Raw genomic sequence first — 25,191 nt, 5'->3', positions numbered from 1 at the left:
AATGACAGAAGACGGCTTTCAAGTCCGCCCTGGGTTTCGTGTGTCAGGAGATTTGTAATAGTGAGAGGGCCGGCTCCTGGCGGGCGGCCGAGGACTGCGGGGTCGCGGGGGCCGCCGGCGCCGGGGGTGCGGAGGGGGCCACGGGGGGTGTGGGGGCCGCGGTGCCCTCGTTCTCGGTGCTCACAGCGCTCTCTCCTCGTCGCACACGGCTTTGGACATCGGTCCGGCTGAACGTTCGAGCAGCCGTACAAGTTCCTGAGCAGTTCTTGAGCAAGTTTTTCCCATGAACCGTCAGAGCACTGTAAGCCGGACCTGTGCGTTCGCGCCCGGCCCGGCACGCGGTGCCCCGGCAGTGGCACCATGACCCGGTGACCCATGCAACGCCGCGCACCATCCAGGTCGTCGCCCACCGAGGGGCCTCCGAGGACGCCCCGGAGCACACCCTCGCCGCCTACCGGAGGGCGATCGAGGACGGTGCCGACGCGCTCGAATGCGACGTCCGGCTGACCGCCGACGGCCATCTGGTCCTGGTCCACGACCGCAGGGTCAACCGCACCTCCAACGGGCGCGGGGCGGTCTCCGCCCTGGAGCTGGCCGATCTGGCCGCCCTCGACTTCGGCTCGTGGAAGGACCGCGACCGCGACGAGGCTCCGGACTGGGACACCGACCCCGAACGGCTCTCCGAGCGTACCTCCGTCCTCACCCTGGAGCGCCTGCTGGAGCTGGTGGCCGACGCCGGGCGACCGGTGGAGCTGGCCATCGAGACGAAGCACCCGACGCGCTGGGCCGGACAGGTGGAGGAGCGCCTCCTCTTCCTCCTCAAGCGCTTCGGCCTGGACGCCCCGCCCGCCGAGGGGCCGCACCCCGTGCGCGTCATGAGCTTCTCGGCCCGCTCCCTGCACCGGGTGCGCGCGGCTGCGCCGACGGTCCCCGTGGTCTATCTGATGCAGTTCATCTCGCCGCGGATGCGGGACGGGCGGCTGCCCGCCGGCGTGCGGATCGCCGGGCCGGGGATGCGGATCGTCCGCAACCACCCCGCCTTCATCCGCAAGCTCCAGGCCGCCGGACACTCCGTGCACGTCTGGACCGTGAACGAGCCCGAAGACGTTCAGCTCTGCGCTGATCTGGGTGTGGAAGCGATCATCACGAACCGGCCGCGACAGGTTCTGTCCCAGCTCGGCCGCTGACGTCCCGGTTTGCCCAGGAGTCCCGCAACCCCCTTCCGTTACAGGGTGTGCACCGGCGCATCCGTTCCGCATCCAGTCGTCATGAATGCGTCATGAATGCGTCACAGGGCGCCCCATCATCGGTTTCCGGTCCAGGCCATTGGGGCATCCAGACCATGGCGTGGGGCTAAGGAGGTTCCGGGGGTGGCGTTGGTGGTGGCACAGGAGGTGCCCACGTCGTCGTGCATGGCCGTACCCCATGGCCCTGCGGGCGTGGGGGAAGCAAGGCACCGCATGCGTGAGCAACTGAGGCTCAGCGGGGTGGCCGAATCGATCGTGGACGACGCTGTACTGATCCTTTCCGAACTGCTGAGCAATGCCTGCCGGCACGGCAGACCGCTCGGTGCCGGGGGGATCGGGGACGGGGACATACGCGCCGCGTGGCGCGTCGACCATGCGGGGCGGCTGACGGTCGAGGTCACGGACGGAGGCGGGCCCACCCGCCCGGTTCCGGCCACGCCCTCGGTCACCGCGCACGGCGGCCGGGGGCTGAACATCATCAGCGCCCTCGCCCAGGACTGGGGTGTCCGCGACGGAGCCGCGGGCGAGGTCACCGTGTGGGTGGTCGTTGCGGCCGGGACCCGGCACGACGATTTCGCTACGCGCGTTGCGGCGCCGACGATCGACTTCACGGCACCCTTCGACGATCTCGACGCCTGAGCGGGGCGACCACCGCAACGAGGACCCGACCACCGCAGCGAGGTTCCGACCGGACCAGCGAGTTCCGACCGGACAAGCGAGGTTCCGACCGGCCATCCGAACAGGCGGCCGCCCGGGAGTGCACGCCGACCGTACTCCCGGCCGCAGCCTCCCGGTTCCGGCGGTACGAACGACTAGGCTCGCGCCCAGTCACGTCACGCAGTCCCGTGACGCCGTACCGCCGCAACCGGGAGACACCCACGATGGCCAAGAAGCGCCCCGCAGCAAAGCCTCAGCTCAAGGACGGGGAGATCCCCGTGGTGGGTGCCCGCGAGCCCTGCCCCTGCGGGTCCGGGCGCCGCTACAAGGCGTGCCACGGCCGTGGCGCGGCCCACGCCGCCACGGAGCTGGTCCAGCGTCCGTTCGAGGGACTGCCGGGCGAGTGCGACTGGGTGGCGCTGCGCGAGCTGGTGCCCGCGGCCACGGTCCCGCTCCACCTCAAGGGCGGCCTGCCCGAGGGCGTCCCGTCCGTCACGCTGGCGACAGTGCTGCCGATGGCGTGGCCGGCGCTGCGCCGCGAGGACGGCTCCGTCCTGCTCGGCCTGCAGAACGACTCCTCGTCGGGCGACCTGGCCCGGGACATGGCCGACACGCTGGAGCGCGCCCTCGCCACGGAGCCGGGTAATCCGGTTCCCGCCCGCCGGGTGCCCGCCGAGGGGCCGCGCCTCCAGGACCTCCTCGACACCGACGGCGTTTTCGAGCCGGTTGTCCACAGCGGTTTCGAATTCTGGATTCCGGATGCGGCGGGCGCCCAGGCCTCCTCGCCGGAGATCGCCGCATCCCTGGAGCGGGCCAACGCCGCCGCCATCCCGACCGTCAAGCTCACGGGCGTGGACGCGGCCTACTGGTGCGAGACCCCCGAGAAGAACCACCTGCGCTGGGTCATGCCGCACCCCGAGGAGAAGCTGCTCGACGCCCTGGCGCGGATGCAGGTGGCGGGCGAGACCTCCCTCGGCGAGGGCACCAAGCTCGTCGGCTCCTTCCGTGCGCACGGCCTGATGGTCCCGGTCTGGGACCTGCCCACCGCGACGACCGCCGCGGACGTCGAGAAGCCGGCCGCGCAGTTCGCCGAGAAGCTGGCAAAGGCCCTGGCCACGGACGCGCCGCTGACCTCGGAGGAGCGTCGGGCGCGGGGCGGCCTCACCAACCGCCAGGTGACGCTGAGCTGATCGGAGCGCCCCCGCAGGGGCGGTGACCGGAGTCACAACTCCCGCTAATCGCCTGCAAATCGGTGTCCGAATATCAGAGATCGAATTTGCGAACAGGCGATCTCTTGTTACCGTTCTTGTAGCCCGGTCGCTGGTGCATCCCCCGTCGCCAGCGACCGGGCCCTTCCATTTCTACGGCGTTCAACCGTCCGTGGAAGCAGGTGAGTTGCTTCCGGATCGCAGCAACAGCCGCCCTTCATCATCCGGAACTGCAAATTCCGCAACAGCCGTGTACGCGTCCTGCGCACCCGCCGATTGCTCACGCGGTGTTTCGCACAGTCCGGGTTCGTCTCCCGCTCCCACGGAACACCTGATCTGCCACGTCCGCCCGGCGGGACCCATGAGCGTGAGGACGCCTTCCAGCGACCGGCCGCTCGTGTTCCGGTAGTAGCTGCGCCCCCACGTCCGGCCGGACTCCGCCAGCACACAGGTCTGCGCCTCCACGCCGTGGGGCGAGGAGAGTTCGGGCCCGCAGCGGGCCTCCGTACGCGGCTGGCGCGGCGGGCCGGGATCCGCGGGCGCGGGTGCGTGGGGGGCGGGCGCGGGGGACCGGCGGCCGGGTTCGGACAGTCCCAGCGAGGAGATCAGGCCGCCGCCCTTCGCGTCGCCCGGACCGTCGGAATCCGGACCGGCGATCGCACCCGCCAGCGGAAGCGACAAGACGATGAGCACACCGGCGCCGATACCGATCAGGCGGAGATTCATTCGGCGAAGATAGCGACGGGGGAAAGGGCCTCGGAGATCCCCGCGCCCAATTCCCTGGGAAACCCGCCCCCGTGACACCCGTTCGAGTGACCGCGGCGACGGACCGTGACCGCAGGCGGACCGCAGGCGGACCGCAGGCGGACTGCGAGTGCGGCCACGAGTGCCGCCACGAGTGCCGCCACGGGTGCGGTCACGGGTGGGACCGCGCACACCGACCGGGCCGAGGCCCCGTACGCCCGGCCCCCCGGCCTCAGTACGCGAGCCTGCTGCCCCCGCCGGGCGCCCCGCTGCTCGCCTCGACCAGTGCGTCGACGACGTCCTCCACGTCCGGCAGCCACGGCCGGCCGGCCGCCTCCGACGGCTCCCGCTCCCAGCGGACCTGCCCGCCGCCCGCCGCCGGCGAGGGCGGCAGCAGCAGATAGCCCCCCTCGCCGTGGAAGCGGAGCGAGGACGGCACATGGTCCTGGGCGTAAAGGAGTTCGCCCAGCCGTTCCAGCGAGTACGGCGCCACCAGCAGCGACCAGCGGGTCGGCGTCGCCACCACGGGGCCCGGCCGCAGACCCTGCGCGTCCAGCCGGGCCAAGGCCTTCGGGCCGGCGACGGCCGGCAGGCTCACCGCGCACGGCGCGGTGCCGCCGGTGGCCAGCAGGACCGGCGCCCCGGGGCGGTTGGCCCACCACCAGCCCACCATCCGCGCGTCGGAGGTGGCCGCGAGCAGACCCGGGTCGAAGGGATGGGCGCCCGGGACCACGCAGTCGGGATCAGGACAGGCGCACCGGTTGCTGTCGGCACCCGCCCGGCCCACCCCGGGCAGTACGGGCCACTGCCGGACGGTGGCGCAGTGCATCGCGGCGTCGCGGAGGGCGGGGCAGCCGCCGTCCGGCCGGCCGGAGGAGCGCAGGGAGAGCCATGAACTACGGAGCCGCTGGAGACGCCTTCCGAGGATCTCGCGCATGAGCGCTCGTTCCTTTCCGTTGAACGCCGAGGGCCACATCACACCATGTATGCGGTGTTTCACCACACGTACACGTTTCGCGCCCCTGTCGGCCAGAGGCAGGTTCACACGCTTCGTGCAGTCGTCTTACGGGTCCATGAAACGTCCGGCGGGGGCGGAGCGCGACCCGCGCGGGGCCCGTCCGCGCCCCGCGCCCCACGTCCAGAAGGACGGCGAGGGATGGCCGGACGGTTCCCGGCGACTGCCGGGACGGGCGCCAACTGACCCCGAGTACCACCGATTACGTACCCGGAGCCACTTCGGCGCCGCCCAGTCGACCTCAAAAAGGGTCTGCTTCCAGCTTTTTCCGGCCATGTTTTAACTGCCGCCGGACGGGGAGTTGTCGCACCACGGACACCAGGATTCCCACCTGGGCAATGCTGGACATCGCTCCTCGTCTGCGTGTAGATGTGGACCCATTGATGGCGGCGCAGCACGATCTGGGGGTTTGCAATGCTTTTTGGCGAATCACACCAGGTGGAAAGGTGGAGGCCATGAGCGCGCCGCACCTGCCGAAAGTGGCTGGAATCGATCCAGTAGTTGCCGGGTCCCCTCAGACTGCCGCGCCCGTGCCCGCGCGCGCCCTCCCCGCGGCTCCCCCTCCGGCCGCCTCCGGCACCCTGATCCAGGACCGGCTGGCCGGCATGGTCTCCGACCTCACCACGCTCCACGAGCTCACCGAGCGCCTCGCCCGCGCCGCCGACCTCGACTCCTCCCTGCGGGAACTGCTGCGCGCCGGCGCCGCACTCGTCGGCGCCCGCCGCGGCCTGGTCGTGCTGGAGCCGACCGACGGCCTCGGCCCCGCCGTCACCATCGGCCTGGGCCTGGGCCACGCGGACCTCGGGCACATCGAGACCGTCCCGCGCAGCGCCACCTCCTACGGCCGCATCCTCGACGGCCTCCCCGACGCCCACGGCGGCTCCGAGTTCCTGCCCGAACCCGACGCGGTCCCGGGCGCCGGCGGGTACGCCGCCCCCGTCGACCCGCGCCACCGCGAGGTCGCCGCCCGCCTCGGCTACGCCGCCAGCTACTCGCTCCCGCTCACCGCCGAGGCGACCGGCCGGCTCGGCGCGGCCGTCTGGCTCTACGACGAGCCGGCCGAGCCCGGCGACCGCCAGCGCGACCTCATCGGGCTCTACGTCCGCCACGCGGCCGAGCACCTCGCCCGGATGCTGGAGGTCGCGCGGGCCCGGACCCGGCTCGCCGCCCTTTCCGAGGAGCTCCTGCCCAGCCGGCTCCCCCGGGTCCCCGGGGTCCAGCTCGCCGCCCGCCACCACACCGGCCCGCACGGCGGCGGCGACTGGTACGACGCGCTGCCCCTGCCCGAGGGCGCGCTCGGCCTCGCCGTCGGCTCCGTCACCGGTTCCGGGCCCGGTGCGGTCGCCGCCATGGGCCGGATGCGGGCGTCGCTACGCGCGTACGCCGTCATGGAGGGCGAGGACCCCGTCGCGGTCCTGTCCGACCTGGAGCTGCTGCTGCGCCTCACCGAGCCCGCCCGCTCCGCCACCGCGCTCTTCGCCTACTGCGAGCCCGCCCAGCGCAAGATCCTCCTCGCCGGTGCCGGGCACGCCCCGCCGCTGGTCGTCGGCGACCGGCGCACCGAGTACGTGGAGACCTCGCTGTCCGCCCCGCTGGGCATGCTCTCCTGCTGGGAAGCGCCCAGCGTGGAGATCGAACCCGCGGCTGGAGAAACGGTGCTTCTCTACACCGACGGGCTGCTGCGCCGCACCGGCGACTCCATGGACCGGGCCTACGCCCGGCTGCACGCGGCGGCCGCGGGCGTACCGAGGTCCGTGCGCGAGGACCCGGGCGCCCTCGTCGACCACGTCCTGCACGCGCTGCTGCCCGACGGGCCGGCCGCCGCCTCTGCCCCCGCCGGGCCGGACGGGCCGGACGGGCTGCGCGGGCTCGGGCTGGGCGGGCTCGGGCTGGGCGGGCCGGACGGGCTGGGCGGCGTCCCGTACGAGGACATCGTCCTGCTCGCCGCCCGTTTCGACTGAGTCGAGCGGTCTGACCCGTTCGTCCGATCCTGCACGGGCCCTCCGGTGCACTCGGCCTCGCACATACGATGGACGAGGTCCGTACCCGGCCCGTGTCCTAGGAGGAGATGACGTGGCTGACGAGCTCACCCCGGAGACCCCGGAAGAAGAGCAGCCCAAGAAGACGCACAAGCAGCGCAAGAACGGGCTCTACCCGGGCGTCAGCGACGAACTCGCCGAGAGCATGCGCACCGGCTGGGCCGACACCGAGCTGCACGGCCTGGAGCCCATCGCCCAGGCCTCGCACACCGCCGCCCGCCGCGCCGCGCTGTCCGCGCGCTTCCCCGGCGACCGCCTCGTCGTCCCGGCCGGCCGCCTGAAGACCCGCTCGAACGACACCGAGTACCCCTTCCGCGCCGCCACCGAGTACGCGTACCTCACCGGCGACCAGACCGAGAACGGCGTCCTGGTCCTGGAGCCCGCCGGTGAGACGGGCCACACCGCCACCCTCTACCTGCTGCCCCGCTCCGACCGTGAGAACGGCGAGTTCTGGCTGTCCGGCCAGGGCGAGCTGTGGGTCGGCCGCCGCCACTCCCTGACCGAGGCCGAGCAGCTGCTGGGCATCCCGGTCAAGGACGTGCGCACCGTCGCCGACGAGCTGAAGGAGGCCACCGGCCCGGTCCGCGTGGTCCGCGGCCACGACTCCGTCGTCGAGGCCGCCCTGACCGACAAGGTCACCGGCGAGCGCGACGAGGAGCTGCGCGTTTACCTCTCCGAGGCCCGCGCCGTGAAGGACGACTTCGAGATCGGCGAGCTGCAGAAGGCCGTCGACTCCACCGTCCGCGGCTTCGAGGACGTCGTGAAGGTCCTGGACAAGGCCGAGGCGACCTCCGAGCGCTACATCGAAGGAACCTTCTTCCTGCGCGCCCGGGTCGAGGGCAACGACATCGGCTACGGCTCCATCTGCGCCGCCGGCGCCCACGCCTGCACCCTGCACTGGGTCCGCAACGACGGCGCCGTGCGCTCCGGCGACCTGCTGCTGCTCGACGCCGGCGTGGAGACCCACAGCCTCTACACCGCGGACGTCACCCGCACCCTGCCGATCAGCGGCCGGTACAGCGAGATCCAGCGCAAGATCTACGACGCCGTGTACGAGTCCCAGGAAGCCGGCATCGCGGCGGTCAAGCCGGGGGCGAAGTTCCGCGACTTCCACGACGCCTCCCAGCACGTCCTGGCCGAGAAGCTCGTCGAGTGGGGCCTGCTCGAAGGCCCCGTCGAGCGGGTGCTGGAGCTGGGTCTGCAGCGCCGTTGGACCCTGCACGGCACCGGCCACATGCTCGGCATGGACGTCCACGACTGCGCCGCCGCCCGCACCGAGGCCTACGTCGACGGCACGCTGGAGCCGGGCATGTGCCTGACCGTCGAGCCCGGCCTGTACTTCCAGGCGGACGACCTCACGGTCCCGGAGGAGTACCGCGGCATCGGCGTCCGGATCGAGGACGACATCCTCGTGACCGAGGACGGCAACCGGAACCTCTCCGCCGGCCTGCCCCGCCAGGCCGACGAGGTCGAGGCCTGGATGGCCCACCTCAAGGGCTGACGGCCGACGAGCCGGCGGTTCCCCCGCCGGCACCCAGGTCGTGACGAGGCTCCTCCGGGCGTGCCCGGGGGAGCCTCGTCACGACACCAGCAGCCGCGCGTCGTCGCGCCACTTCAGCATCTTGTCGAAGCTCACCACGGCGCCCCGGCCCGGCCGGTTGCGGAAGCGGACGTGGTCGGCGAGCTCCTCGATCAGGCACAGGCCGCGGCCGTGCTCGGCCAGGACCGGTCTGTGGCCGTGCTCGGCCGAGGCAGGTCTGTGGCGGGCCACCGTGGCGGGCGGGAAGCCCGGACCCGAGTCGGTCACCTCGATCCGGCAGCAGTCGCCGTCCAGATAGGCCGTGACCCGGTAGGCCTCGGTCTCGTCCGGCACGCCGCTGGCCCCGCCGTGCTCCACCGCGTTCGCGCACGCCTCGCTCAGCGCCACCGAGAGGTCGAAGGAGATGTCCGGGTCCACTCCCGCGGTCTCCATAGCCCCCAGCAGCAGCCGCCTGGCGAGCGGAACGCTCGCGGCCTCGCGCCTCAAGTGGAGAGACCACCAGATGCTCATACCGATACCTATTGCCGCCCGCGGCACGGCGTAAGCCCTTCGCGACCCGCAGAGCCCTCATTCGGCCGATGCGGAACTTTCGGGTCCCGGTGTATGGCGCGATTGCGGGCAGGACCAAGGGGATCCAGCCGGGATCGACGGGGACTCAAGGGACCTTCCGGACCTGCCGTACGGTTCGCCCGACCCCAGTGCGATGATGGCCCGGCCATGACTGCTGCCCCCCGGACGACGCACGCGGGAACCGGCCTCCGGCTCCTTCGGGCCGCGGTGTTCACCGCGGTCCTCGTCGTGCTGTCCGGTGCCGGGCACGCCCTGGCCTCCTGCGCGACCGTGCCCTGGTGGGCCCTCGGCGCGGCCTTCCTCGCCGTGTTCGCGGTCGCGGCCCCCCTGGCCGGACACCGGCGCTCCCTGCCCGGGATCGCCGCCGCCCTGGCCTGCGGCCAGCTCGTCCTGCACGCCGTGTTCGGCCTCGGCCAGCACGCCGCCGCCGCGTCCGCCGCCCCGGCCTCGTCGTCGCCCTGCGCAGCCGCCTCGCGCGCGCCCTCAGGCGCCCCCGCTCCGGCCGGGGCAGCCTGGTCTGCCGGGCGTTCGGGGACGGGCCAGGTGTCCCCTGCCTCGGCGGCCGGGTCCGGGTCCGGGGCGGGGCGGTCCGTGCTCACAGCGTGCTCCAGTCGTGATCGGGGTAGCGGTGCACGGGCGCCGACACATCGTCCAGCGCCCTGCAGATCTCCTCGGGAAGACTAAGGGTCTCCACCGACAACGCCGCGCTGAGCTGCGCCGATGTCCGGGCACCCACGATCGGCGCGGTGACGCCCGGGCGGTCCCGCAGCCACGCCAGGGCCACCTGGAGCGGGGTCACGGCAAGCCCGTTCGCCGCCGTGACGACCGCGTCCACGATCCGGCCGGCGGCGTCGTCCAGGTAGGGCTCGACGAAGCCCGCCATCAGCTCCGACGCCCCGCGCGACCCCGCCGGGGTGCCGTCCCGGTACTTGCCCGTCAGGACCCCCCGGCCCAGCGGGGAGGAGGGGAGCAGGCCCACGCCCAGGTCGAGCGCCGCGGGCAGCACCTCGCGTTCCACGCCGCGCTGGAGCAGGGAGTACTCCAGCTGGACCCCGGCCAGCCGGGTCCGGGTCCCCGGCGCCGCCAGCTGCCAGGTCGCGGCCTTCGCCAGCTGCCAGCCGCTGAACCCGGCCACCCCCGCGTACCGGGCCCGCCCGCTGGCCACCGCCATGTCGAGCGCCTGCAGGGTCTCCTCCAGCGGGGTCGCCGGGTCGAAGGCGTGGACCTGCCACAGGTCCACGTGGTCCGTGCCCAGCCGGGCCAGCGACGCGTCCAGCGCCGCCAGCAGGTACCCGCGGGAGCCGTCGACCCGCCGCTTCGGGTCCGGCACGCTGCCCGCCTTCGTCGCGATCACCAGGTCCTGGCGCGGCACCAGGCCCCCGACCAGCCGTCCGAGCAGGTACTCCGCCTCCCCGCCGCCGTACACGTCGGCGGTGTCGACCAGCGTGCCGCCGGCCTCCCAGAAGTTCTTCAACAGGTCTGCGGCGGCCTCTTCCCCGGTGTCGCGCCCCCAGGTCAGGGTGCCGAGGCCGATCCGGGACACGCGCAGGCCGGTGCGGCCGAGATGCCTCTGCTCCATGACCGCTGAGACTACTGGGGCGCTGACGGATGGGACCCGGGCGCGCTACAGTCCCCGCAACGTAACGTTACTGATCGGTAAGGGGACGACATGCGGCTCGGCATCAATCTCGGCTACTGGGGTGCGGGCATGGACGCCGACAACCTCGCCGTCGCCCAGGAGGCCGACCGGCTCGGCTACGACGTCTGCTGGGCCGCCGAGGCGTACGGCTCCGACGCGCCCACCGTGCTCTCCTGGGTGGCCGCGCAGACCGAGCGGATCGACGTCGGCTCCGCGATCATGCAGATCCCGGCCCGCCAGCCCGCCATGACCGCCATGACCGCGGCCACCCTCGACTCGCTCTCCGGCGGCCGGTTCCGCCTCGGCCTCGGCGTCTCCGGCCCGCAGGTCTCCGAGGGCTGGTACGGCGTGAAGTTCGACAAGCCGCTCGCCCGCACCCGCGAGTACGTCGAGATCGTCCGCAAGGCCATGACCCGCGAGCGCCTCACCCACGAGGGTGAGCACTGGACCCTGCCGCTGCCCGGCGGCCCGGGCAAGCCGCTCAAGCTCACCGTGCACCCCACCCGCGAGCGCATCCCCCTCTACATCGCCGCCATCGGCCCGAAGAACCTGGAGCAGACCGGCGAGATCGCCGACGGCGCCCTGCTGATCTTCCCGGCCGCCGAGCACCTGGAGGAGACCGCGCTGCGGCACGTCCGGGCCGGCCGCGAGAAGGCGGGCCTGACGATGGACGGCTTCGACGTCTGCCCGACCGTCCCGCTGGCCCTCGGCGACGACGTGCACGCGCTGGCGGACATGTTCCGGCCCTACACCGCGCTCTACGTCGGCGGCATGGGCAGCCGCAAGCAGAACTTCTACAACCAGCTCGCCCAGCGCATGGGCTACGAGAAGGAGGCCGCCGAGATCCAGGACAAGTACCTGGCCGGCGACAAGCAGGGCGCGGCCGCCGCGATCCCGCACTCGCTGATCGACTCGACCACCCTGCTAGGTTCCGTGGAGCGGATCGCCGACGGGATGAAGGCCTACGCCGCCGCCGGCGTCACCACGCTCACGCTGGCCCCGGCCGGCTTCACCCTGGACGAGCGCCTCGCGGCCCTGCGCGCGGGCACCGAGGCCCTGGAGCTCGCCGGCCTCGCCTGACGAGGAGACCCGCGGCCGTGGTGGGGGCTCGGGGGTCTTCCCCGCCACGGCCGTCACCCCCATCAACGCGCGCGACGCCCATGGGGTTACGCGCCCGCGCCCACCCCTTCGCGTCCTTCGCGTCCTTCGCCTCCTTCGCGTCCTTCGTTCGGCCGAGTGCCGCGGCCGGGCGGTTGCCGCCCCGGGCGATCCGGACTTTCGTTGAGTCCGTAGAACGTCCGGAGGTGGATCCATGTTCTCTGCCCGCAGCCTGTTCCAGGAGATCGTCGACAACGACGACTCCTTCCAGCTGTTCTGCTCCATCGCCGCCAGCGGGGAGACCCAGGGCGGCTGGGAGAACGCCCGTATCGCCGCTCTCGTACCGGACGGCATGCGCGACATGGCCCCGAAGATCACCCGGCACGGCGCCGACGAGGACAAGCACGGACGCATCTTCCACGCCCTGCTGCGCAAGCGCGGCCTGCCGCCCGTCCCGGTCCCGCCCGAGACCGACTACACGATGCTCCTGGAACGGCAGGGCATCGGGCTGCCCCACGAAAAGCTGCGCCGCCACGAGCCGTTGACCCAGCAGGACATCGTGGTCTACCTCTCCCACAGCCGGGTCACCGAGCAACGGGCCGCCGAACAGATGGAGTTGCTCGTCACGCACTTCGGCAGCCACCCCGAACTCGGCAAGGCCGTCCACATGATCAGCAGCGACGAGGACAACCACCTCGCCTACTGCCACGAGGAGTTGCTGCGGCTCAACCACCAGGGCCACGGCCGCACCATCCAGCGCGTGCTGCGCGACAGCGCCCTCACCGAGATCCGCGTCCACCGCGACGTGAGCCTCGCGGTCATGGACCACATGGGCCGGCTGCTGCACTGGCCCCGCGCCAAGTCCGCGGCGCTGGCCGCCGGCATCCGCGGCAGGTACGGCTACGAACGTCTCGCCGGCTGGCACCGCATGGTCAGCCTGCGCATGCCCGAGCGGCGCAATGCCCTCGGCGGGGCGCCCACCACCGCCCCCGAGTTCGCCTGACCGGGCCGGGTGCCGGGGTGACACGCCCCCCGACGCCCGGCCCCGCACTCAGAGCCAGCCCCGGCGCTTGAACAGCCGGTACAGACCCACGCACACGGCCGCCATCAGCAGGAGCACCCCCTCATAGCCCCAGTACCAGTGCTTCTCGGGCATGTGGTCGAAGTTCATCCCGTAGATACCGGCCACCATCGTCGGCACCGCCGCCATGGCCGCCCACGCCGAGATCTTGCGCATGTCGTCGTTCTGCCGCACCCCCACCTGCGCCAGGTGAGCCGCCAGCACGTCCGACAACAGCCGGTCCAGGCCCTCGGTGTACTCGTTGGCCTTGGTCAGGTGGTCCGCCACGTCGCGGAAGAACGGCCGGGCCTGGTCGTCGACGAAGGGGACGCCGGCGAACGCCAGCCGCTCCATGGGCTGCAGCAGCGGACTCGCCGCCCGGCGGAACTCCAGCACCTGCCGCTTGAAGCCGTAGATCCGCGACGCGACCCCCTTGGCGTCGGACGCCTGCGGGGCGAAGACCTCCGCCTCCAGCTCCTCCAGGTCCGCCTGGAGCTCCCCGGCCACCTCTATGTACGTGTCCACGACCGCGTCCGAGACCGCGTACAGCACCGCCGTCGGCCCGTGCCGCAGGACCTCCGGCTCCTGCTCCAGCCGGCGCCGCACGGCGGACAGCGCCCCGCACTCGCCGTACCGGACGGTGACCACGAACGAATCGCCTATGAAGACCATCAGCTCGCCGGTGCTCACCGTGTCGAGGGCGTCGTCGTACGAGACCGGCTTGAGGACGACGACCAGCGAGTCGTCGTAGACCTCCAGCTTCGGGCGCTGGTGCGCGGCCGTCAGCGCGTCCTCGACCGCCAGCCGGTGCAGCCCGAACTCCTCGCTGACATGGCCGAACTCCTTCTCCGTCGGATCGTGCAGGCCGACCCACAAAAACGTGTCGCCGTCCGCCCGCGCCTCGGCCAGGGCGTCCGAGAGGTCCGCGGGGCCGTCGGTCCGCCGGCCGTCCCGGTACATCGCGCAGTCCACCATCACGCAGCGCATTCTTCCCTGCCCGGTACCCGCCCGGACAGCCGTCCGTCCACAGGCCGCCCGCCACGCGGGTGAAGCCCCTACGCTTGGCCGCATGGCCACGCTGATCCTCGTACGACACGGGCGGTCCACCGCCAACACCGCCGGCGTGCTCGCCGGCTGGACGCCCGGCGTCACCCTGGACGAACACGGCGCCGCCCAGGCGGCCGCGCTGCCCGGCCGGCTCGCCGGGCTGCCCATCGCCGCCGCCGTCACCAGCCCGTTGGAGCGCTGCCACCAGACGCTCGGCCCGCTGCTCGCCGCCCGGCCGGAGCTGGCGCTGCACACGGACGAGCGGATCGGCGAGTGCCACTACGGCGACTGGTCCGGCCGCAAACTCGCCGAACTCGCCGACGAGCCGCTGATGCGGATCGTCCAGCAGCACCCCTCGGCGGCCGCCTTCCCCGGCGGCGAGTCCATGCGGGCCATGCAGGCGCGCGCGGTCGACGCCGTACGCGAGTGGAACGCGCGGATCACCGAGGAGCACGGCGCCGACGCCGTCTATGTGATGTGCTCGCACGGCGACATCATCAAGTCCCTTGTCGCCGACGCCCTCGGCATGCACCTGGACCTCTTCCAGCGCATCCACGTCGACCCGTGCTCGATCACCGCCATCCGCTACACCCCCACCCGCCCGTTCCTGCTCCGGCTCGGCGACACCGGCGACTTCGGCTCGCTGGCCCCCCGCCAGCCCGACAGCGCCGCCGCGGCCGACCAGGCCACCGAGGACGGCGGGAACGCCGTCGTGGGCGGCGGCGCCGGCGCGGCGTGATCGAACGGCGCAGTAGGGTGGACTGGACCGAAACACGTGCGCAGCCCGCCCCCTGCCTCCCCCGGACTCCGTCCGGGGAGACCCCCAGACTTGGAGAATGGACGTGCCCCGTCAGGTGTTCCTCTACGACCCGCCGGACCGCTTCGTGGCCGGCACGGTCGGCCTGCCTGGACGACGTACGTTCTTCCTCCAGGCCTCCTCCGGCCCCCGCGTCACCAGCGTCTCCCTGGAGAAGACGCAGGTCGCCGCGCTGGCCGAGCGCATGGACGAACTCCTCGACGAGGTCGTACGGCGCACCGGCGGCAACGCCCCGGTCCCCGCCGTCGCCCCGGCCGAGGCGGCCGACACCGCCCCGCTGGACGTCCCCGTCGACGAGGAGTTCCGCGTCGGCACCATGGCCCTGGCCTGGGACGGCGAGCACCAGCGCATGATCGTCGAGGCGCAGGCACTGGTGGAGCTCGACGCCGACTCCGAGGAAGACCTGGCCGAGGCCGAGGAACGCCTCCTCCAGGACGAGGAGAACGGCCCGCCCATGCTGCGGGTACGCCTGACCGGGGCGCAGGCCCGCGCCTTCGCCAAGCGCGCCCTGGACGTCGTCAACGCCGGCCGGCCGCCCTGCCCGCTGTGCAGCCTGCCGCTGGACCCGGAAGGACATGTGTGTCCGCGCCAGAACGGATACCGGCGTCAGGTGTGACCGCCGTGACCTCCATGGAGGACGTCCTCGCCCGCGGCGAGCTGAGCGTGCGCGGCCGCATCCGCGAGGCCTCGAACGCCGTGCTGCTGTGCACGGTCACGCACGACGGCGTCACCGCCGAGTGCGTGTACAAGCCGGTCAAGGGCGAGCGCCCGCTGTGGGACTTCCCCGACGGCACCCTCGCCCAGCGCGAGCGGGCCGCCTACCTGGTCTCCGAGGCCACCGGCTGGGGCCTGGTCCCGGCCACCGTGCTGCGCGACGGCCCCTACGGCGAAGGCATGGTCCAGCACTGGATCACCTCCGCCGAGGACACCCCGGGGGAGTCGCTCCTGGCCCTGGTCGAGGGCGACGAGCCCGGCCCGGGCTGGAAACCGGTGGCCTTCGCCGATGTCGGAGAGGGCCGCACCGCCCTGCTCGTGCACGCCGACGACGAGCGGCTGCGCCGGCTCGCCGTCCTCGACGCGGTGATCAACAACGCCGACCGCAAGGGCGGCCACCTGCTGCCCGCCCCCGGCGGACGCCTTTACGGCATCGACCACGGCGTCACCTTCCACACCGAGGACAAGCTGCGCACCCTGCTGTGGGGCTGGGCGGGCGAACCGCTGACCGACGAGGCCCGCGAGGTGCTCCGCACCCTGGCCGGCGCCCTGGCCGACGGCGCCCCGCTGGCCACCCGGCTGGCCGAGCTGATCACCGCCGCCGAGCTGGCCGCCGTACGCGACCGGGTGGCCGTACTCCTGCGCACCGGAGTGCACCCGAGCCCCTCCGGACAGTGGCCGGCCATCCCCTGGCCACCCGTCTGAGCAGCGCGGGAACCCGACCCGCCCGCACTGGCACACAACAGCCCGGACCGCAAGAGTGCCGATCCGGACAACAGTGCTGGTCCGGTTCGTGTACGGAACATCCGTCCGGTTAGGCTCGACACATGCATGCCTGGCCCGCTTCTGAGGTCCCCGCCCTGCCCGGCAAGGGCCGCGACCTCCAGATCCACGACACCGCGACCGGCGGTCCGATCACCCTCGACCCCGGTCCCGTCGCCCGCATCTACGTCTGCGGCATCACCCCGTACGACGCGACCCACATCGGTCACGCGGCGACCTACAACGCGTTCGACCTCGTGCAGCGCGTGTGGCTCGACACCAAGCGGCAGGTCCACTACGTCCAGAACGTGACCGACGTGGACGATCCGCTGCTGGAGCGGGCGCTGCGGGACGGCCACGACTGGACCGAGCTCGCCGAGCGCGAGACCGCACTGTTCCGCGAGGACATGACCGCCCTGCGGATGCTCCCGCCGCAGCACTACATCGGCGCCGTCGAGGCCATACCGGGCATCGTGCCGCTGGTGGAGCGGCTGCGCGACGCCGGCGCCGCGTACGAGCTGGACGGCGACATCTACTTCTCCGTCGAGTCCGACCCGCACTTCGGCGGTGTCTCCGGCCTGGACGCCGAGGCGATGCGGCTGCTTTCGGCCGAGCGCGGCGGCGACCCGGAACGCCCCGGCAAGAAGAACCCGCTCGACCCGATGCTGTGGATGGCGGCCCGAGAGGGCGAGCCCAGCTGGGACGGCGCCACCCTCGGCCGCGGCCGCCCGGGCTGGCACATCGAGTGCGTGGCCATCGCCCTGGACCACCTGGGCATGGGCTTCGACATCCAGGGCGGCGGCTCCGACCTGGCCTTCCCCCACCACGAGATGGGGGCCTCGCACGCGCAGGTGCTGACGGGGGAGTTCCCGATGGCCAAGGCGTACGTGCACGCGGGCATGGTCGCCCTGCACGGCGAGAAGATGTCCAAGTCCAAGGGCAACCTGGTCTTCGTCTCCGCGCTGCGACGCGCGGGCGTGGACCCGGCCGCGATCCGGCTGGCGCTGCTCTCGCACCACTACCGGGCGGACTGGGAGTGGACCGACGAGGTGCTGGCGGAGGCGGTGGCCCGGCTCGGGCGCTGGCGCGCGGCCGTCTCCCGCCCCGACGGGCCGTCGGCCGACGGCCTCGTCGAGGAGGTCCGGGCGGCTCTGGCGAATGATCTTGACGCGCCGGCGGCGCTTGCTGCCGTCGACCGCTGGGCTGCGCTCCAGGCCGAGGAGGGCGGCGATGACGAATCGGCCCCCGGCGTGGTCTCCCGCACGGTCGACGCGCTGCTGGGCGTAGCGCTGTAGACGGACGGGGCGGGGCGGGGCTCCGTGGGCCGCTGCGCGGGGCCTTTCCCCACCCCGCCCCTTCCCGAAACTGGGGGCTGCGCCCCCAGACCCCCTTACGTGCGCTTCGCGCCCGTTGCGCTCAAACGCCGCGCGGGCTGGATCTTTCCAGCCCCGCCGGCGTTTGAGGCGCGGGGTCCGGGGCGGAGCCCCGGTTACGGGAAGGGGCGGGGTGGGGAAGAGGCCCCGCGCAGCGGCCCCGCTACGGCGTGTCCTCGTCCGGGTCCTCCGGCTTCGGCTTCGGCCGGCCGGCCCCGCCCCCCGAGGGGTCACGGAAGTACGTGCCGCCCGACTCCGCCGCCGTCCCCGGCTCCGCCCCGGACGACGACGGGTCCCGCCGCCTCAGGTACCGCTCGAACTCGCGCGCGATCGCCTCGCCCGACGCCTCCGGCAGGTCCGCCGTGTCCCGCGCCTCCTCCAGCGACTGCACGTACTCCGCCACCTCGCTGTCCTCCGCCGCGAGTTGGTCCACGCCCAGCTGCCACGCCCGCGCGTCCTCCGGGAGCTCACCCAGCGGGATGCGGGTGTCGATCAGGTCCTCCAGGCGGTTCAGCAGCGCCAGCGTCGCCTTCGGGTTCGGCGGCTGCGACACGTAGTGGGGGACCGCCGCCCACAGCGAGACGGCCGGCACGCCCGCGTGCGTACAGGCCTCCTGCAGGATGCCGACGATGCCCGTCGGGCCCTCGTAGCGGGTCTCCTCCAGTTCCATCCTGCGTGCCAGGTCCGGGTCCGAGGTCACCCCGCTGACCGGCACCGGCCGCGTGTGCGGGGTGTCACCGAGCAGGGCGCCCAGGATCACCACCATCTCCACGCCCAACTCGTGGGCGAAGCCCAGGATCTCGTTGCAGAAGGACCGCCACCGCATGGACGGCTCGATCCCCCGCACGAGTACCAGGTCGCGCGGCTTGGCGCCGCCGATCCGCACCACCGACAGCCGGGTCGTCGGCCAGGTGATCTTGCGTACCCCGTTGTCCAGCCACACCGTGGGCCGGTTGACCTGGAAGTCGTAGTAGTCCTCGGCGTCGAGCGCGGCGAAGACCTCTCCCTTCCACTCGCGGTCCAGGTGCGCCACCGCACCGGACGCGGCGTCACCCGCGTCGTTCCAGCCCTCGAACGCGGCCACCATGACCGGGTCGATCAGCTCGGGCACGCCCTCAAGCTCGATCACCCAGGTCTCCTTCCGAAGTTCCCTTGTGTACGTGGGCCAGCCTAAGCCTTGATACGACCGGCCCACAGACCGCGACAGGGGGCGGTGCCCGTTGTCGGGAACCGCCCCCTGCCCATGGATCGGCGTGCTATGCCGCCGGGACTCAGGCCTTCTCGGCCAGCATCGAGGCCACGCGCTCGCGCACGGCCTCGTCGTCCAGACCGCGGATGGTCACCGTCGTACGGCGGCGCAGCACGTCGTCGACCGTCTCGGCCCACTCGTGGTCGCGGGCGTAGGCGACCTGCGCCCAGATCTCCGGGCCGTCCTCGTGGATCCGCTCGCCCAGCTCCGGGCTCTCGTTGACCATCCGCGCGATGTCGAAGGCCAGCGAGCCGTAGTGGGTGGCCAGGTGCTTGGCGGTCAGCGGGTCCATCCGCATGCCCGGCTCGCGGTCCACCAGCAGGCGGTGCGCGACCGCGTTGGGGTTGGCCACACCGGGCAGCGGCACCCGGCGCACCAGCGACTTCACCGGCTCCATGTCCTCGGTCAGCGGGCTGCCCGGCAGCTTGGCCAGCTTGTCCATGACCACGCGGCCGATGTGCCGGTACGTCGTCCACTTGCCGCCGGCCACCGACAGCATGCCGCCGCTGCCCTCGGTGACGACCGTCTCGCGCTTGGCCTGGGCGACGTCGCCGGGGCCGCCGGGCAGCACCCGCAGGCCCGCGAAGGCGTACGTCATCAGGGAGCGGTCGAGGTCGGCGTCCTTGATGGAGAACGCGGCCTCGTCCAGGATCTGCTGGATGTCGGCCTCGGTGGCCTTGACGTCCGCCGGGTCGCCCTCGTACTGGGTGTCGGTGGTGCCGAGCAGGAGCTGGTCCTCCCAGGGGAGGGCGAAGGTGATGCGGTACTTGTCGATCGGGGTGGCCATGGCGGCCTTCCACGGCGACTTGCGCTTCATCACGATGTGCGCGCCCTTGGACAGCCGGATCGACGGGGCGGCGTGCTTGTCTTCCATGCGCCGCAGGTGGTCCACCCACGGGCCGGTGGCGTTGAGCACGACGCGCGCGTCGACGCCGAACTCGGTGCCGTCCAGGCGGTCCTTCAGCTCGGCACCGGTGACCCGGCCCTGCGTCATGCGCAGGCCGGTGACCTCGGCGTGGTTGAGGACGACCGCACCGGACTCGACGGCCGCGCGGACCGTCATCACGGCGACGCGGGAGTCGTTCATCTGGTGGTCGTAGTAGACCGCGACGGCCTTGAGGTTGTCCGTGCGCAGGCCGGGGTTGTCGGCGGCGGCACGGGCCGGGGATATGACCTTGCCCATGCCGTCGCCGAAGGCCGAGAGGGCGGAGTAGGCGAAGACGCCCGCGCCCAGCTTGGCCGCACCCACCGGGCCGCCCTTGTAGACCGGCAGGTAGAAGGTGAGCGGGTTGACCAGGTGCGGGGCCACGTCCTTGGCCAGCACCCGCCGCTCGTGGTGGTTCTCGGCGACCAGCTTGACCGCGCCGGTCTGCAGGTAGCGCAGGCCGCCGTGGACCAGCTTGGAGGAGGCCGAGGAGGTGGCGCCGGCGAAGTCGCCGGCGTCCACCATGGCGACCCGCAGACCCGACTGCGCGGCGTGCCAGGCCACCGAGGTGCCCAGGATGCCGCCGCCGATGACCAGCAGGTCGTACGTGGCCTTCGCCAACTGCTCGCGGGTCTCGGCGCGGCTCGCGTTCGAACCGGCGGTCGGGTGCGTGCCCAGGGCGGGCACGCTCTGCAGGCTGCTCATTGTCTTAGCTCCTCGTCGTCGCTTGCGCCGGCCCCGGTGCGGTGGGGCCGGCGTGCTTGCGTCAGCCGATTACGGTCAGCTGGCGTCTTCGTCGTCGACCCAGCCCATGGTCCGCTCAACGGCCTTGAGCCAGCTCTTGTACTCGCGCTCCCGCTGGTCGGCCGGCATTCGCGGGGTCCACTCCGCGGCCCGGCGCCAGTTGGCGCGCAGCGCGTCGGTGTCGGGCCAGAAGCCGACGGCCAGACCGGCGGCGTAGGCGGCACCGAGGCAGGTGGTCTCGGCGACCATCGGACGGACCACGGGGGCGTCCAGGAAGTCCGAGAGGGTCTGCATCAGCAGGTTGTTGGAGGTCATGCCGCCGTCGACCTTCAGGGCCGCGAGCTCGACGCCCGAGTCCTTGGTCATGGCGTCGGTGATCTCACGGGTCTGCCAGGCCGTGGCCTCCAGGACGGCACGGGCGATGTGCGCCTTGGTGACGTACCGGGTGAGGCCGGCGATCACACCGCGGGCGTCGGAGCGCCAGTACGGGGCGAACAGGCCGGAGAAGGCGGGCACGAAGTAGGCGCCGCCGTTGTCCTCGACGGAGGAGGCCAGGGTCTCGATCTCGGCCGCGGACTTGATCAAGCCCATCTGGTCGCGCATCCACTGGACGAGCGAGCCGGTGACCGCGATGGAGCCCTCCAGGGCGTAGACCGGCTTCTGGTCGCCGATCTGGTAGCCGACCGTGGTCAGCAGGCCGCTGTAGGAGTTGATGATCTTGTCGCCGGTGTTCATCAGCATGAACGTTCCGGTGCCGTACGTGGACTTGGCCTCGCCCTCGGCGAAGCAGGTCTGGCCGAACAGGGCGGCCTGCTGGTCGCCGAGCGCGGAGGCCACCGGGACGCCCGCGAGGACGCCCTCCTTGACCTCGCCGTAGACCTCGGCGGAGGAGCGGATCTCGGGCAGGACCGCGGCCGGGATCTCCATCGAGGCCAGGATGCGCTCGTCCCAGGCCAGGTCGTGCAGGTTCATCAGGAGGGTGCGGGAGGCGTTGGTGACGTCCGTGACGTGGTGGCCGCCGTTGACACCACCGGTGAGGTTCCAGATGACCCAGGTGTCCATGGTGCCGAAGAGGATGTCGCCGGCCTCGGCGCGCTCGCGCAGGCCCTCGACGTTGTCGAGCAGCCAGCGGACCTTCGGGCCGGAGAAGTAGCTCGCCAGCGGCAGGCCCGTCTCGCGGCGGAAGCGGTCCTGGCCGACGTTGCGGCCGAGCTCCTTGCACAGGGCGTCGGTGCGGGTGTCCTGCCACACGAGCGCGTTGTGCACCGGCTCACCGGTGTTCTTGTCCCACAGCACGGTGGTCTCGCGCTGGTTGGTGATGCCGACGGCCTTGACGTCGGCGGCGGTGATCTCGGCCTTGGCGATGGCGCCGGCGACGACCTCCTGGACGTTGGTCCAGATCTCGGTGGCGTCGTGCTCCACCCAGCCCGGCTTGGGGAAGATCTGCTCGTGCTCCTTCTGGTCGACGGCGACGATGCGGCCGTCACGGTCGAAGACGATGCAGCGGGAGGAGGTGGTGCCCTGGTCGATGGCGGCGATGAAGGGACCGGTGCTGGTGGTCATGTCTGCTGCTCCTGGGAAGTCCGGTGGGCGTTACGGCGTGCGGCGTGCGCGTGCGCGTGCGGTGTTACGGCGTGGGCGAACGGCTCAGACGAACGCGAGGTTGTAGATACCCCCGGCGAGGGCTCCACCGATCAGCGGGCCGACGACCGGGATCCAGGCGTAGCCCCAGTCCGAGCCGCCCTTGTTCGGCAGCGGCAGCAGCGCGTGCACGATGCGCGGACCCAGGTCGCGCGCCGGGTTGATGGCGTAGCCGGTCGGACCGCCGAGCGAGAGGCCGATGCTCACGACGAGGAAGGCGACGATCAGGCCGCCGAGGAGGCCGAGGCCCTTGCCGCTGTCGTTGAGACCGAAGGCGAGGATCGCCAGGACGAGCACCAGGGTGCCGATGGCCTCGGTGGCGAGGTTCTGCCACACGTTGCGGACCTCGGGGCCGGTGGAGAAGATGCCCAGCACCGGGCCGGCGGCCGGCTCGGTCTTCTGGTCGACCAGGCCCGCGGCCTCCGACTTGGTGGCGACGATCTCAGGGTCGGTCAGGTGCGCCTGGAACTGGCCGTAGTACGCCACCCAGGCCAGCACGGCACCGATCATCGCGCCGAGCATCTGGCCGGCGAGGTAGACCGGGACGTTGCCCCACTCGCCGTCCTTGATCGCGATGCCGACGGTGACGGCGGGGTTGAGATGGGCGCCGGAGAGGGTACCCGTCATGTAGACGGCGGTCATGACCGCGAAGCCCCACCCGAAGGTGATCGCCAGCCAGCCGGCGTTCTGCGACTTCGAGCGCTTGAGCACGACGCCGGCGACGACGCCGGCTCCGAGCAGGATGAGTACGGCGGTACCGATGGTCTCGCCGATGAAGATGTCGGAGCTGGACACCCGCGACTCCTTTGTCCTACGTCCAGGGGGTTGGCGGACACGCCGGGTAGCTCCGGCTTGTCCGCGCACTCGGTGAGTGCTTCACCGGTCCTTGGCTTGTCACACCCTAGCGCGTATTGCCGGTAGGTGTTCGACAATGTCGACCGGTGAACGGCAGTTTTTCCCCAGGGTGAAGAACACGTCAAGAGTCGGCTGGGCCAGATTGCGGGATCGTTACCACGCGGTACGATCGTCCAAAATCGGTCACTGTGCGGCCAAAGAATGGCGAAAAGGCGCCACAAGGTGGACAGAAGTCACCCTGTAGCGCCCAGAGGGAAGCCCAGTACCGGTCGGAACCGAAGGGTCCGGAAGCGGTCGCAGACGCGGCCCGGCGCGCCCCGTGGGGCGGCCTGAGGGGCCTCGGAAGCGGCCCGGCATGCCCCCGCGCGGCGGCCCGGCGCCTCAGAAGCGGCCCGCGCCCAGATCCCGTGAGACGGCCCGCGCGCAGTCCCGGACCGACGCCACCAGCCCTGGCCGCGGCTCCCCGGACTCCCCGCAGACCCGCTCCACGGCCCCCGCCACCGCCACCGCGCCCACCGGCATCCGCCGGCGGTCGTGGATGGGCGCCGCCACCGAGGCGATGCCCTCCCAGGTCTCCTCCACGTCCGCCGCCCAGCCCCGGGCCCGGGTCAGGTCCAGCACGGACTCGAAGCCCGCGAGCTCGGTCACCGTGCGCGAGGTGAACGCCTCCCGCTCACCCTCCACGGCCTCGCTGTGCGCCATCGGGTCGTACGCCGAGAGCACCTTGCCCAGCGCCGTCGAGTGCAGCGGCTGCATGGCCCCCACCTCCAGCACCTGACGGCTGTCGTCCGGGCGGAACACGTGGTGCATGATCAGCACCCCCTGCTGGTGCAGCACGCCCACGTACACGCTCTCGCCGCTCGCCCGGGCCAGGTCGTCCGTCCACACCAGCGCGCGGGCGCGCAGCTCGTGCACGTCCAGGTAGCTGTTGCCCAGGCGCAGCAGCTCCGCGCCCAGCTGGTAGCGGCCCGACGCCGGGTCCTGCTCCACGAAGCCCTCGGCCTGGAGCGTGCGCAGGATGCCGTGGGCCGTGCCCTTGGCCAGACCCAGGGCGGAGGAGATGTCCGACAGGCCGAGCCGGCGCTCGCCGCCCGCCAGGAGTCGCAGCATCGCAGCGGCTCGTTCGAGCGACTGGATGTTCCGTGCCATCGCGCAGCCTCCTGAAGGCGCTGTAAAGACGTGGTTCGACAATGTCGAACTCTATCGGCCGATGTCGACTGGGTGCAGAACCGGGACGCAGGCCGGTACCGAGGGAATCCAGCCAGCCCCGCGCACAGAATGCCTGTCCGGTCCGTGGGACACCTGCACCGGGGGGAGGTCCTCATGGATACCCTGACCGCGTACACCCCTGTCAGAAGGGGTGTAAAGCCGACAGCCGTCGCATCCCAGGGAGCACACCCATGGCCTCGTTGCCGAACCTGCCCGCAGACACCCAGACCAGGGCGGACGCCCTCCGAGAGGCACTCGCCACCCGCGTGGTGGTCGCCGACGGGGCGATGGGGACGATGCTCCAGGCCCAGGAGCCCACGCTGGAGGACTTCCAGCAGCTGGAGGGCTGCAACGAGATCCTCAGTGTCACCCGCCCGGACATCGTCCGTTCCGTCCACGAGGCGTACTTCGCCGTGGGCGTGGACTGCGTGGAGACCAACACCTTCGGTGCGAACTACTCCGCGCTCGCCGAGTACGAGATCACGGACCGGAATTTCGAGCTGTCCGAGGCGGGTGCCCGCGTCGCCCGCGAGGTCGCGGACCGGTTCACCGCCGAGACGGGGCAGCAGCGGTGGGTGCTGGGCTCGATGGGTCCGGGCACGAAGCTGCCGACGCTCGGCCACATCGGCTACACCACGATCCGGGACGCCTTCCAGGTCAACGCGGAGGGTCTGCTGACGGGTGGTGCGGACGCGCTGCTGGTGGAGACCACGCAGGACCTGCTGCAGACGAAGTCGGCGATCATCGGCGCCCGCCGGGCCATGGAGGCCCTCGGGGTCTCCGTGCCGCTGATCTGCTCGGTGACGGTGGAGACGACCGGCACGATGTTGCTGGGTTCGGAGATCGGCGCGGCGCTGACCTCGTTGGAGCCGCTGGGCATCGACATGATCGGCCTGAACTGTGCGACGGGTCCGGCCGAGATGAGCGAGCACCTGCGCTACCTGGCCCGCAACGCCCGTATCCCGATCTCGTGCATGCCGAACGCGGGTCTGCCGGTGCTGACCAAGGACGGGGCGCACTATCCGCTGTCGGCTTCGG

The 25,191-nt window shown here is 72.1% G+C and carries 21 protein-coding genes; 12 read left to right on the top strand and 9 right to left on the bottom strand.

Annotation, left to right across the window (positions count from 1 at the left end):
* The first annotated feature begins 368 nt into the window (after window positions 1-368).
* From GPJ59_RS14025 to GPJ59_RS14015, 3 genes are all read left to right on the top strand, one after another.
* A complete protein-coding gene (locus GPJ59_RS14025) occupies window positions 369-1,187 on the top strand; it encodes a glycerophosphodiester phosphodiesterase (protein WP_219667434.1) in 819 nt (272 codons plus the stop codon).
* Between the two features lie 96 nt (window positions 1,188-1,283).
* On the top strand, window positions 1,284-1,886 hold the full coding sequence (locus tag GPJ59_RS14020; RefSeq protein ID WP_219667433.1) for an ATP-binding protein: 603 nt from the start codon (window positions 1,284-1,286) through the stop codon (window positions 1,884-1,886).
* A 242-nt stretch (window positions 1,887-2,128) separates the two neighbouring features.
* Entirely contained in the window at window positions 2,129-3,094 is a 966-nt protein-coding gene (locus tag GPJ59_RS14015; protein ID WP_219667432.1) for a DUF5926 family protein, read from the top strand.
* A gap of 994 nt (window positions 3,095-4,088) precedes the next feature.
* Here GPJ59_RS14015 and GPJ59_RS14010 read toward each other — a convergent pair.
* Window positions 4,089-4,793, bottom strand: coding sequence for a bifunctional DNA primase/polymerase (locus tag GPJ59_RS14010; RefSeq protein WP_219667431.1), 705 nt, complete (start codon window positions 4,791-4,793; stop codon window positions 4,089-4,091).
* A gap of 416 nt (window positions 4,794-5,209) precedes the next feature.
* On the opposite strand from GPJ59_RS14010, the gene GPJ59_RS14005 reads away from it, so the two are divergent.
* Together GPJ59_RS14005 and GPJ59_RS14000 are read left to right on the top strand one after the other, a co-directional pair.
* Entirely contained in the window at window positions 5,210-6,832 is a 1,623-nt protein-coding gene (locus tag GPJ59_RS14005) for a PP2C family protein-serine/threonine phosphatase (RefSeq protein WP_219667430.1), read from the top strand.
* A gap of 112 nt (window positions 6,833-6,944) precedes the next feature.
* On the top strand, window positions 6,945-8,411 hold the full coding sequence (locus GPJ59_RS14000) for an aminopeptidase P family protein (protein ID WP_219667429.1): 1,467 nt from the start codon (window positions 6,945-6,947) through the stop codon (window positions 8,409-8,411).
* Window positions 8,412-8,489: 78 nt separating this feature from the next.
* Here GPJ59_RS14000 and GPJ59_RS13995 read toward each other — a convergent pair whose 3' ends face one another.
* A complete protein-coding gene (locus GPJ59_RS13995) occupies window positions 8,490-8,960 on the bottom strand; it encodes an ATP-binding protein (protein ID WP_219667428.1) in 471 nt (156 codons plus the stop codon).
* Window positions 8,961-9,615: 655 nt separating this feature from the next.
* Window positions 9,616-10,599 (bottom strand): aldo/keto reductase, encoded by a 984-nt coding sequence (locus tag GPJ59_RS13990; protein WP_219667427.1) that lies wholly within the window; start codon window positions 10,597-10,599, stop codon window positions 9,616-9,618.
* Window positions 10,600-10,689: 90 nt separating this feature from the next.
* Between GPJ59_RS13990 and GPJ59_RS13985 the strand changes: the two genes are divergently transcribed.
* A complete protein-coding gene (locus tag GPJ59_RS13985; protein ID WP_219667426.1) occupies window positions 10,690-11,739 on the top strand; it encodes an LLM class F420-dependent oxidoreductase in 1,050 nt (349 codons plus the stop codon).
* Window positions 11,740-11,971: 232 nt separating this feature from the next.
* Window positions 11,972-12,760 (top strand): ferritin-like domain-containing protein, encoded by a 789-nt coding sequence (locus GPJ59_RS13980; RefSeq protein ID WP_219667425.1) that lies wholly within the window; start codon window positions 11,972-11,974, stop codon window positions 12,758-12,760.
* Window positions 12,761-12,808: 48 nt separating this feature from the next.
* Here GPJ59_RS13980 and corA read toward each other — a convergent pair whose 3' ends face one another.
* Window positions 12,809-13,804, bottom strand: a complete 996-nt coding sequence (gene corA / locus GPJ59_RS13975; RefSeq protein WP_219667424.1) for a magnesium/cobalt transporter CorA — start codon at window positions 13,802-13,804, stop codon at window positions 12,809-12,811.
* An 82-nt stretch (window positions 13,805-13,886) separates the two neighbouring features.
* On the opposite strand from corA, the gene GPJ59_RS13970 reads away from it, so the two are divergent.
* The 4 genes from GPJ59_RS13970 (at window position 13,887) to mshC (ending at window position 17,452) form a co-directional block, all read left to right on the top strand.
* On the top strand, window positions 13,887-14,603 hold the full coding sequence (locus GPJ59_RS13970) for a histidine phosphatase family protein (protein WP_219667423.1): 717 nt from the start codon (window positions 13,887-13,889) through the stop codon (window positions 14,601-14,603).
* A gap of 103 nt (window positions 14,604-14,706) precedes the next feature.
* Window positions 14,707-15,297 carry a DUF3090 domain-containing protein gene (locus tag GPJ59_RS13965; RefSeq protein ID WP_219667435.1) on the top strand — a complete coding sequence of 197 codons (591 nt, stop codon included), beginning with the start codon at window positions 14,707-14,709 and terminating at the stop codon, window positions 15,295-15,297.
* Window positions 15,298-15,311: 14 nt separating this feature from the next.
* Window positions 15,312-16,100 carry an SCO1664 family protein gene (locus tag GPJ59_RS13960; protein ID WP_219667436.1) on the top strand — a complete coding sequence of 263 codons (789 nt, stop codon included), beginning with the start codon at window positions 15,312-15,314 and terminating at the stop codon, window positions 16,098-16,100.
* Between the two features lie 122 nt (window positions 16,101-16,222).
* Window positions 16,223-17,452, top strand: a complete 1,230-nt coding sequence (gene mshC / locus GPJ59_RS13955) for a cysteine--1-D-myo-inosityl 2-amino-2-deoxy-alpha-D-glucopyranoside ligase (RefSeq protein WP_219667422.1) — start codon at window positions 16,223-16,225, stop codon at window positions 17,450-17,452.
* Between the two features lie 241 nt (window positions 17,453-17,693).
* Here mshC and GPJ59_RS13950 read toward each other — a convergent pair whose 3' ends face one another.
* The 5 genes from GPJ59_RS13950 to GPJ59_RS13930 form a co-directional block, all read right to left on the bottom strand.
* Window positions 17,694-18,659 (bottom strand): PAC2 family protein, encoded by a 966-nt coding sequence (locus tag GPJ59_RS13950; RefSeq protein WP_219667421.1) that lies wholly within the window; start codon window positions 18,657-18,659, stop codon window positions 17,694-17,696.
* Between the two features lie 142 nt (window positions 18,660-18,801).
* Window positions 18,802-20,409, bottom strand: a complete 1,608-nt coding sequence (locus GPJ59_RS13945) for a glycerol-3-phosphate dehydrogenase/oxidase (RefSeq protein ID WP_219667420.1) — start codon at window positions 20,407-20,409, stop codon at window positions 18,802-18,804.
* 75 nt (window positions 20,410-20,484) lie between these two features.
* Window positions 20,485-22,011 (bottom strand): glycerol kinase GlpK, encoded by a 1,527-nt coding sequence (gene glpK / locus GPJ59_RS13940; protein WP_219667419.1) that lies wholly within the window; start codon window positions 22,009-22,011, stop codon window positions 20,485-20,487.
* A gap of 84 nt (window positions 22,012-22,095) precedes the next feature.
* Window positions 22,096-22,884, bottom strand: coding sequence for an MIP/aquaporin family protein (locus tag GPJ59_RS13935; protein WP_219667418.1), 789 nt, complete (start codon window positions 22,882-22,884; stop codon window positions 22,096-22,098).
* A 441-nt stretch (window positions 22,885-23,325) separates the two neighbouring features.
* Window positions 23,326-24,093, bottom strand: a complete 768-nt coding sequence (locus GPJ59_RS13930) for an IclR family transcriptional regulator (RefSeq protein WP_219667417.1) — start codon at window positions 24,091-24,093, stop codon at window positions 23,326-23,328.
* Between the two features lie 251 nt (window positions 24,094-24,344).
* On the opposite strand from GPJ59_RS13930, the gene GPJ59_RS13925 reads away from it, so the two are divergent.
* On the top strand, window positions 24,345-25,191 hold an 847-nt coding region (locus tag GPJ59_RS13925), incomplete at its 3' end, for a homocysteine S-methyltransferase family protein (protein ID WP_219667416.1).

This window comes from Streptomyces bambusae (genome assembly GCF_019400985.1).
GTDB lineage: Bacteria > Actinomycetota > Actinomycetes > Streptomycetales > Streptomycetaceae > Streptomyces > Streptomyces bambusae_A.
This window is presented reverse-complemented; position numbering and strand designations above follow the sequence as displayed.

Coding starts and splice junctions, on each gene's coding strand:
- GPJ59_RS14020 (WP_219667433.1), top strand. CDS start 1,284: ATGCGTCACAGGGCGCCCCATCATCGGTTTCCGGTCCAGGCCATTGGG.
- GPJ59_RS14015 (WP_219667432.1), top strand. CDS start 2,129: ATGGCCAAGAAGCGCCCCGCAGCAAAGCCTCAGCTCAAGGACGGGGAG.
- GPJ59_RS14010 (WP_219667431.1), bottom strand. CDS start 4,793: ATGCGCGAGATCCTCGGAAGGCGTCTCCAGCGGCTCCGTAGTTCATGG.
- GPJ59_RS14005 (WP_219667430.1), top strand. CDS start 5,210: ATGCTGGACATCGCTCCTCGTCTGCGTGTAGATGTGGACCCATTGATG.
- GPJ59_RS13995 (WP_219667428.1), bottom strand. CDS start 8,960: ATGAGCATCTGGTGGTCTCTCCACTTGAGGCGCGAGGCCGCGAGCGTT.
- GPJ59_RS13990 (WP_219667427.1), bottom strand. CDS start 10,599: ATGGAGCAGAGGCATCTCGGCCGCACCGGCCTGCGCGTGTCCCGGATC.
- GPJ59_RS13985 (WP_219667426.1), top strand. CDS start 10,690: ATGCGGCTCGGCATCAATCTCGGCTACTGGGGTGCGGGCATGGACGCC.
- GPJ59_RS13980 (WP_219667425.1), top strand. CDS start 11,972: ATGTTCTCTGCCCGCAGCCTGTTCCAGGAGATCGTCGACAACGACGAC.
- corA (WP_219667424.1), bottom strand. CDS start 13,804: ATGCGCTGCGTGATGGTGGACTGCGCGATGTACCGGGACGGCCGGCGG.
- GPJ59_RS13970 (WP_219667423.1), top strand. CDS start 13,887: ATGGCCACGCTGATCCTCGTACGACACGGGCGGTCCACCGCCAACACC.
- GPJ59_RS13960 (WP_219667436.1), top strand. CDS start 15,312: ATGGAGGACGTCCTCGCCCGCGGCGAGCTGAGCGTGCGCGGCCGCATC.
- mshC (WP_219667422.1), top strand. CDS start 16,223: ATGCATGCCTGGCCCGCTTCTGAGGTCCCCGCCCTGCCCGGCAAGGGC.
- GPJ59_RS13945 (WP_219667420.1), bottom strand. CDS start 20,409: ATGAGCAGCCTGCAGAGCGTGCCCGCCCTGGGCACGCACCCGACCGCC.
- glpK (WP_219667419.1), bottom strand. CDS start 22,011: ATGACCACCAGCACCGGTCCCTTCATCGCCGCCATCGACCAGGGCACC.
- GPJ59_RS13930 (WP_219667417.1), bottom strand. CDS start 24,093: ATGGCACGGAACATCCAGTCGCTCGAACGAGCCGCTGCGATGCTGCGA.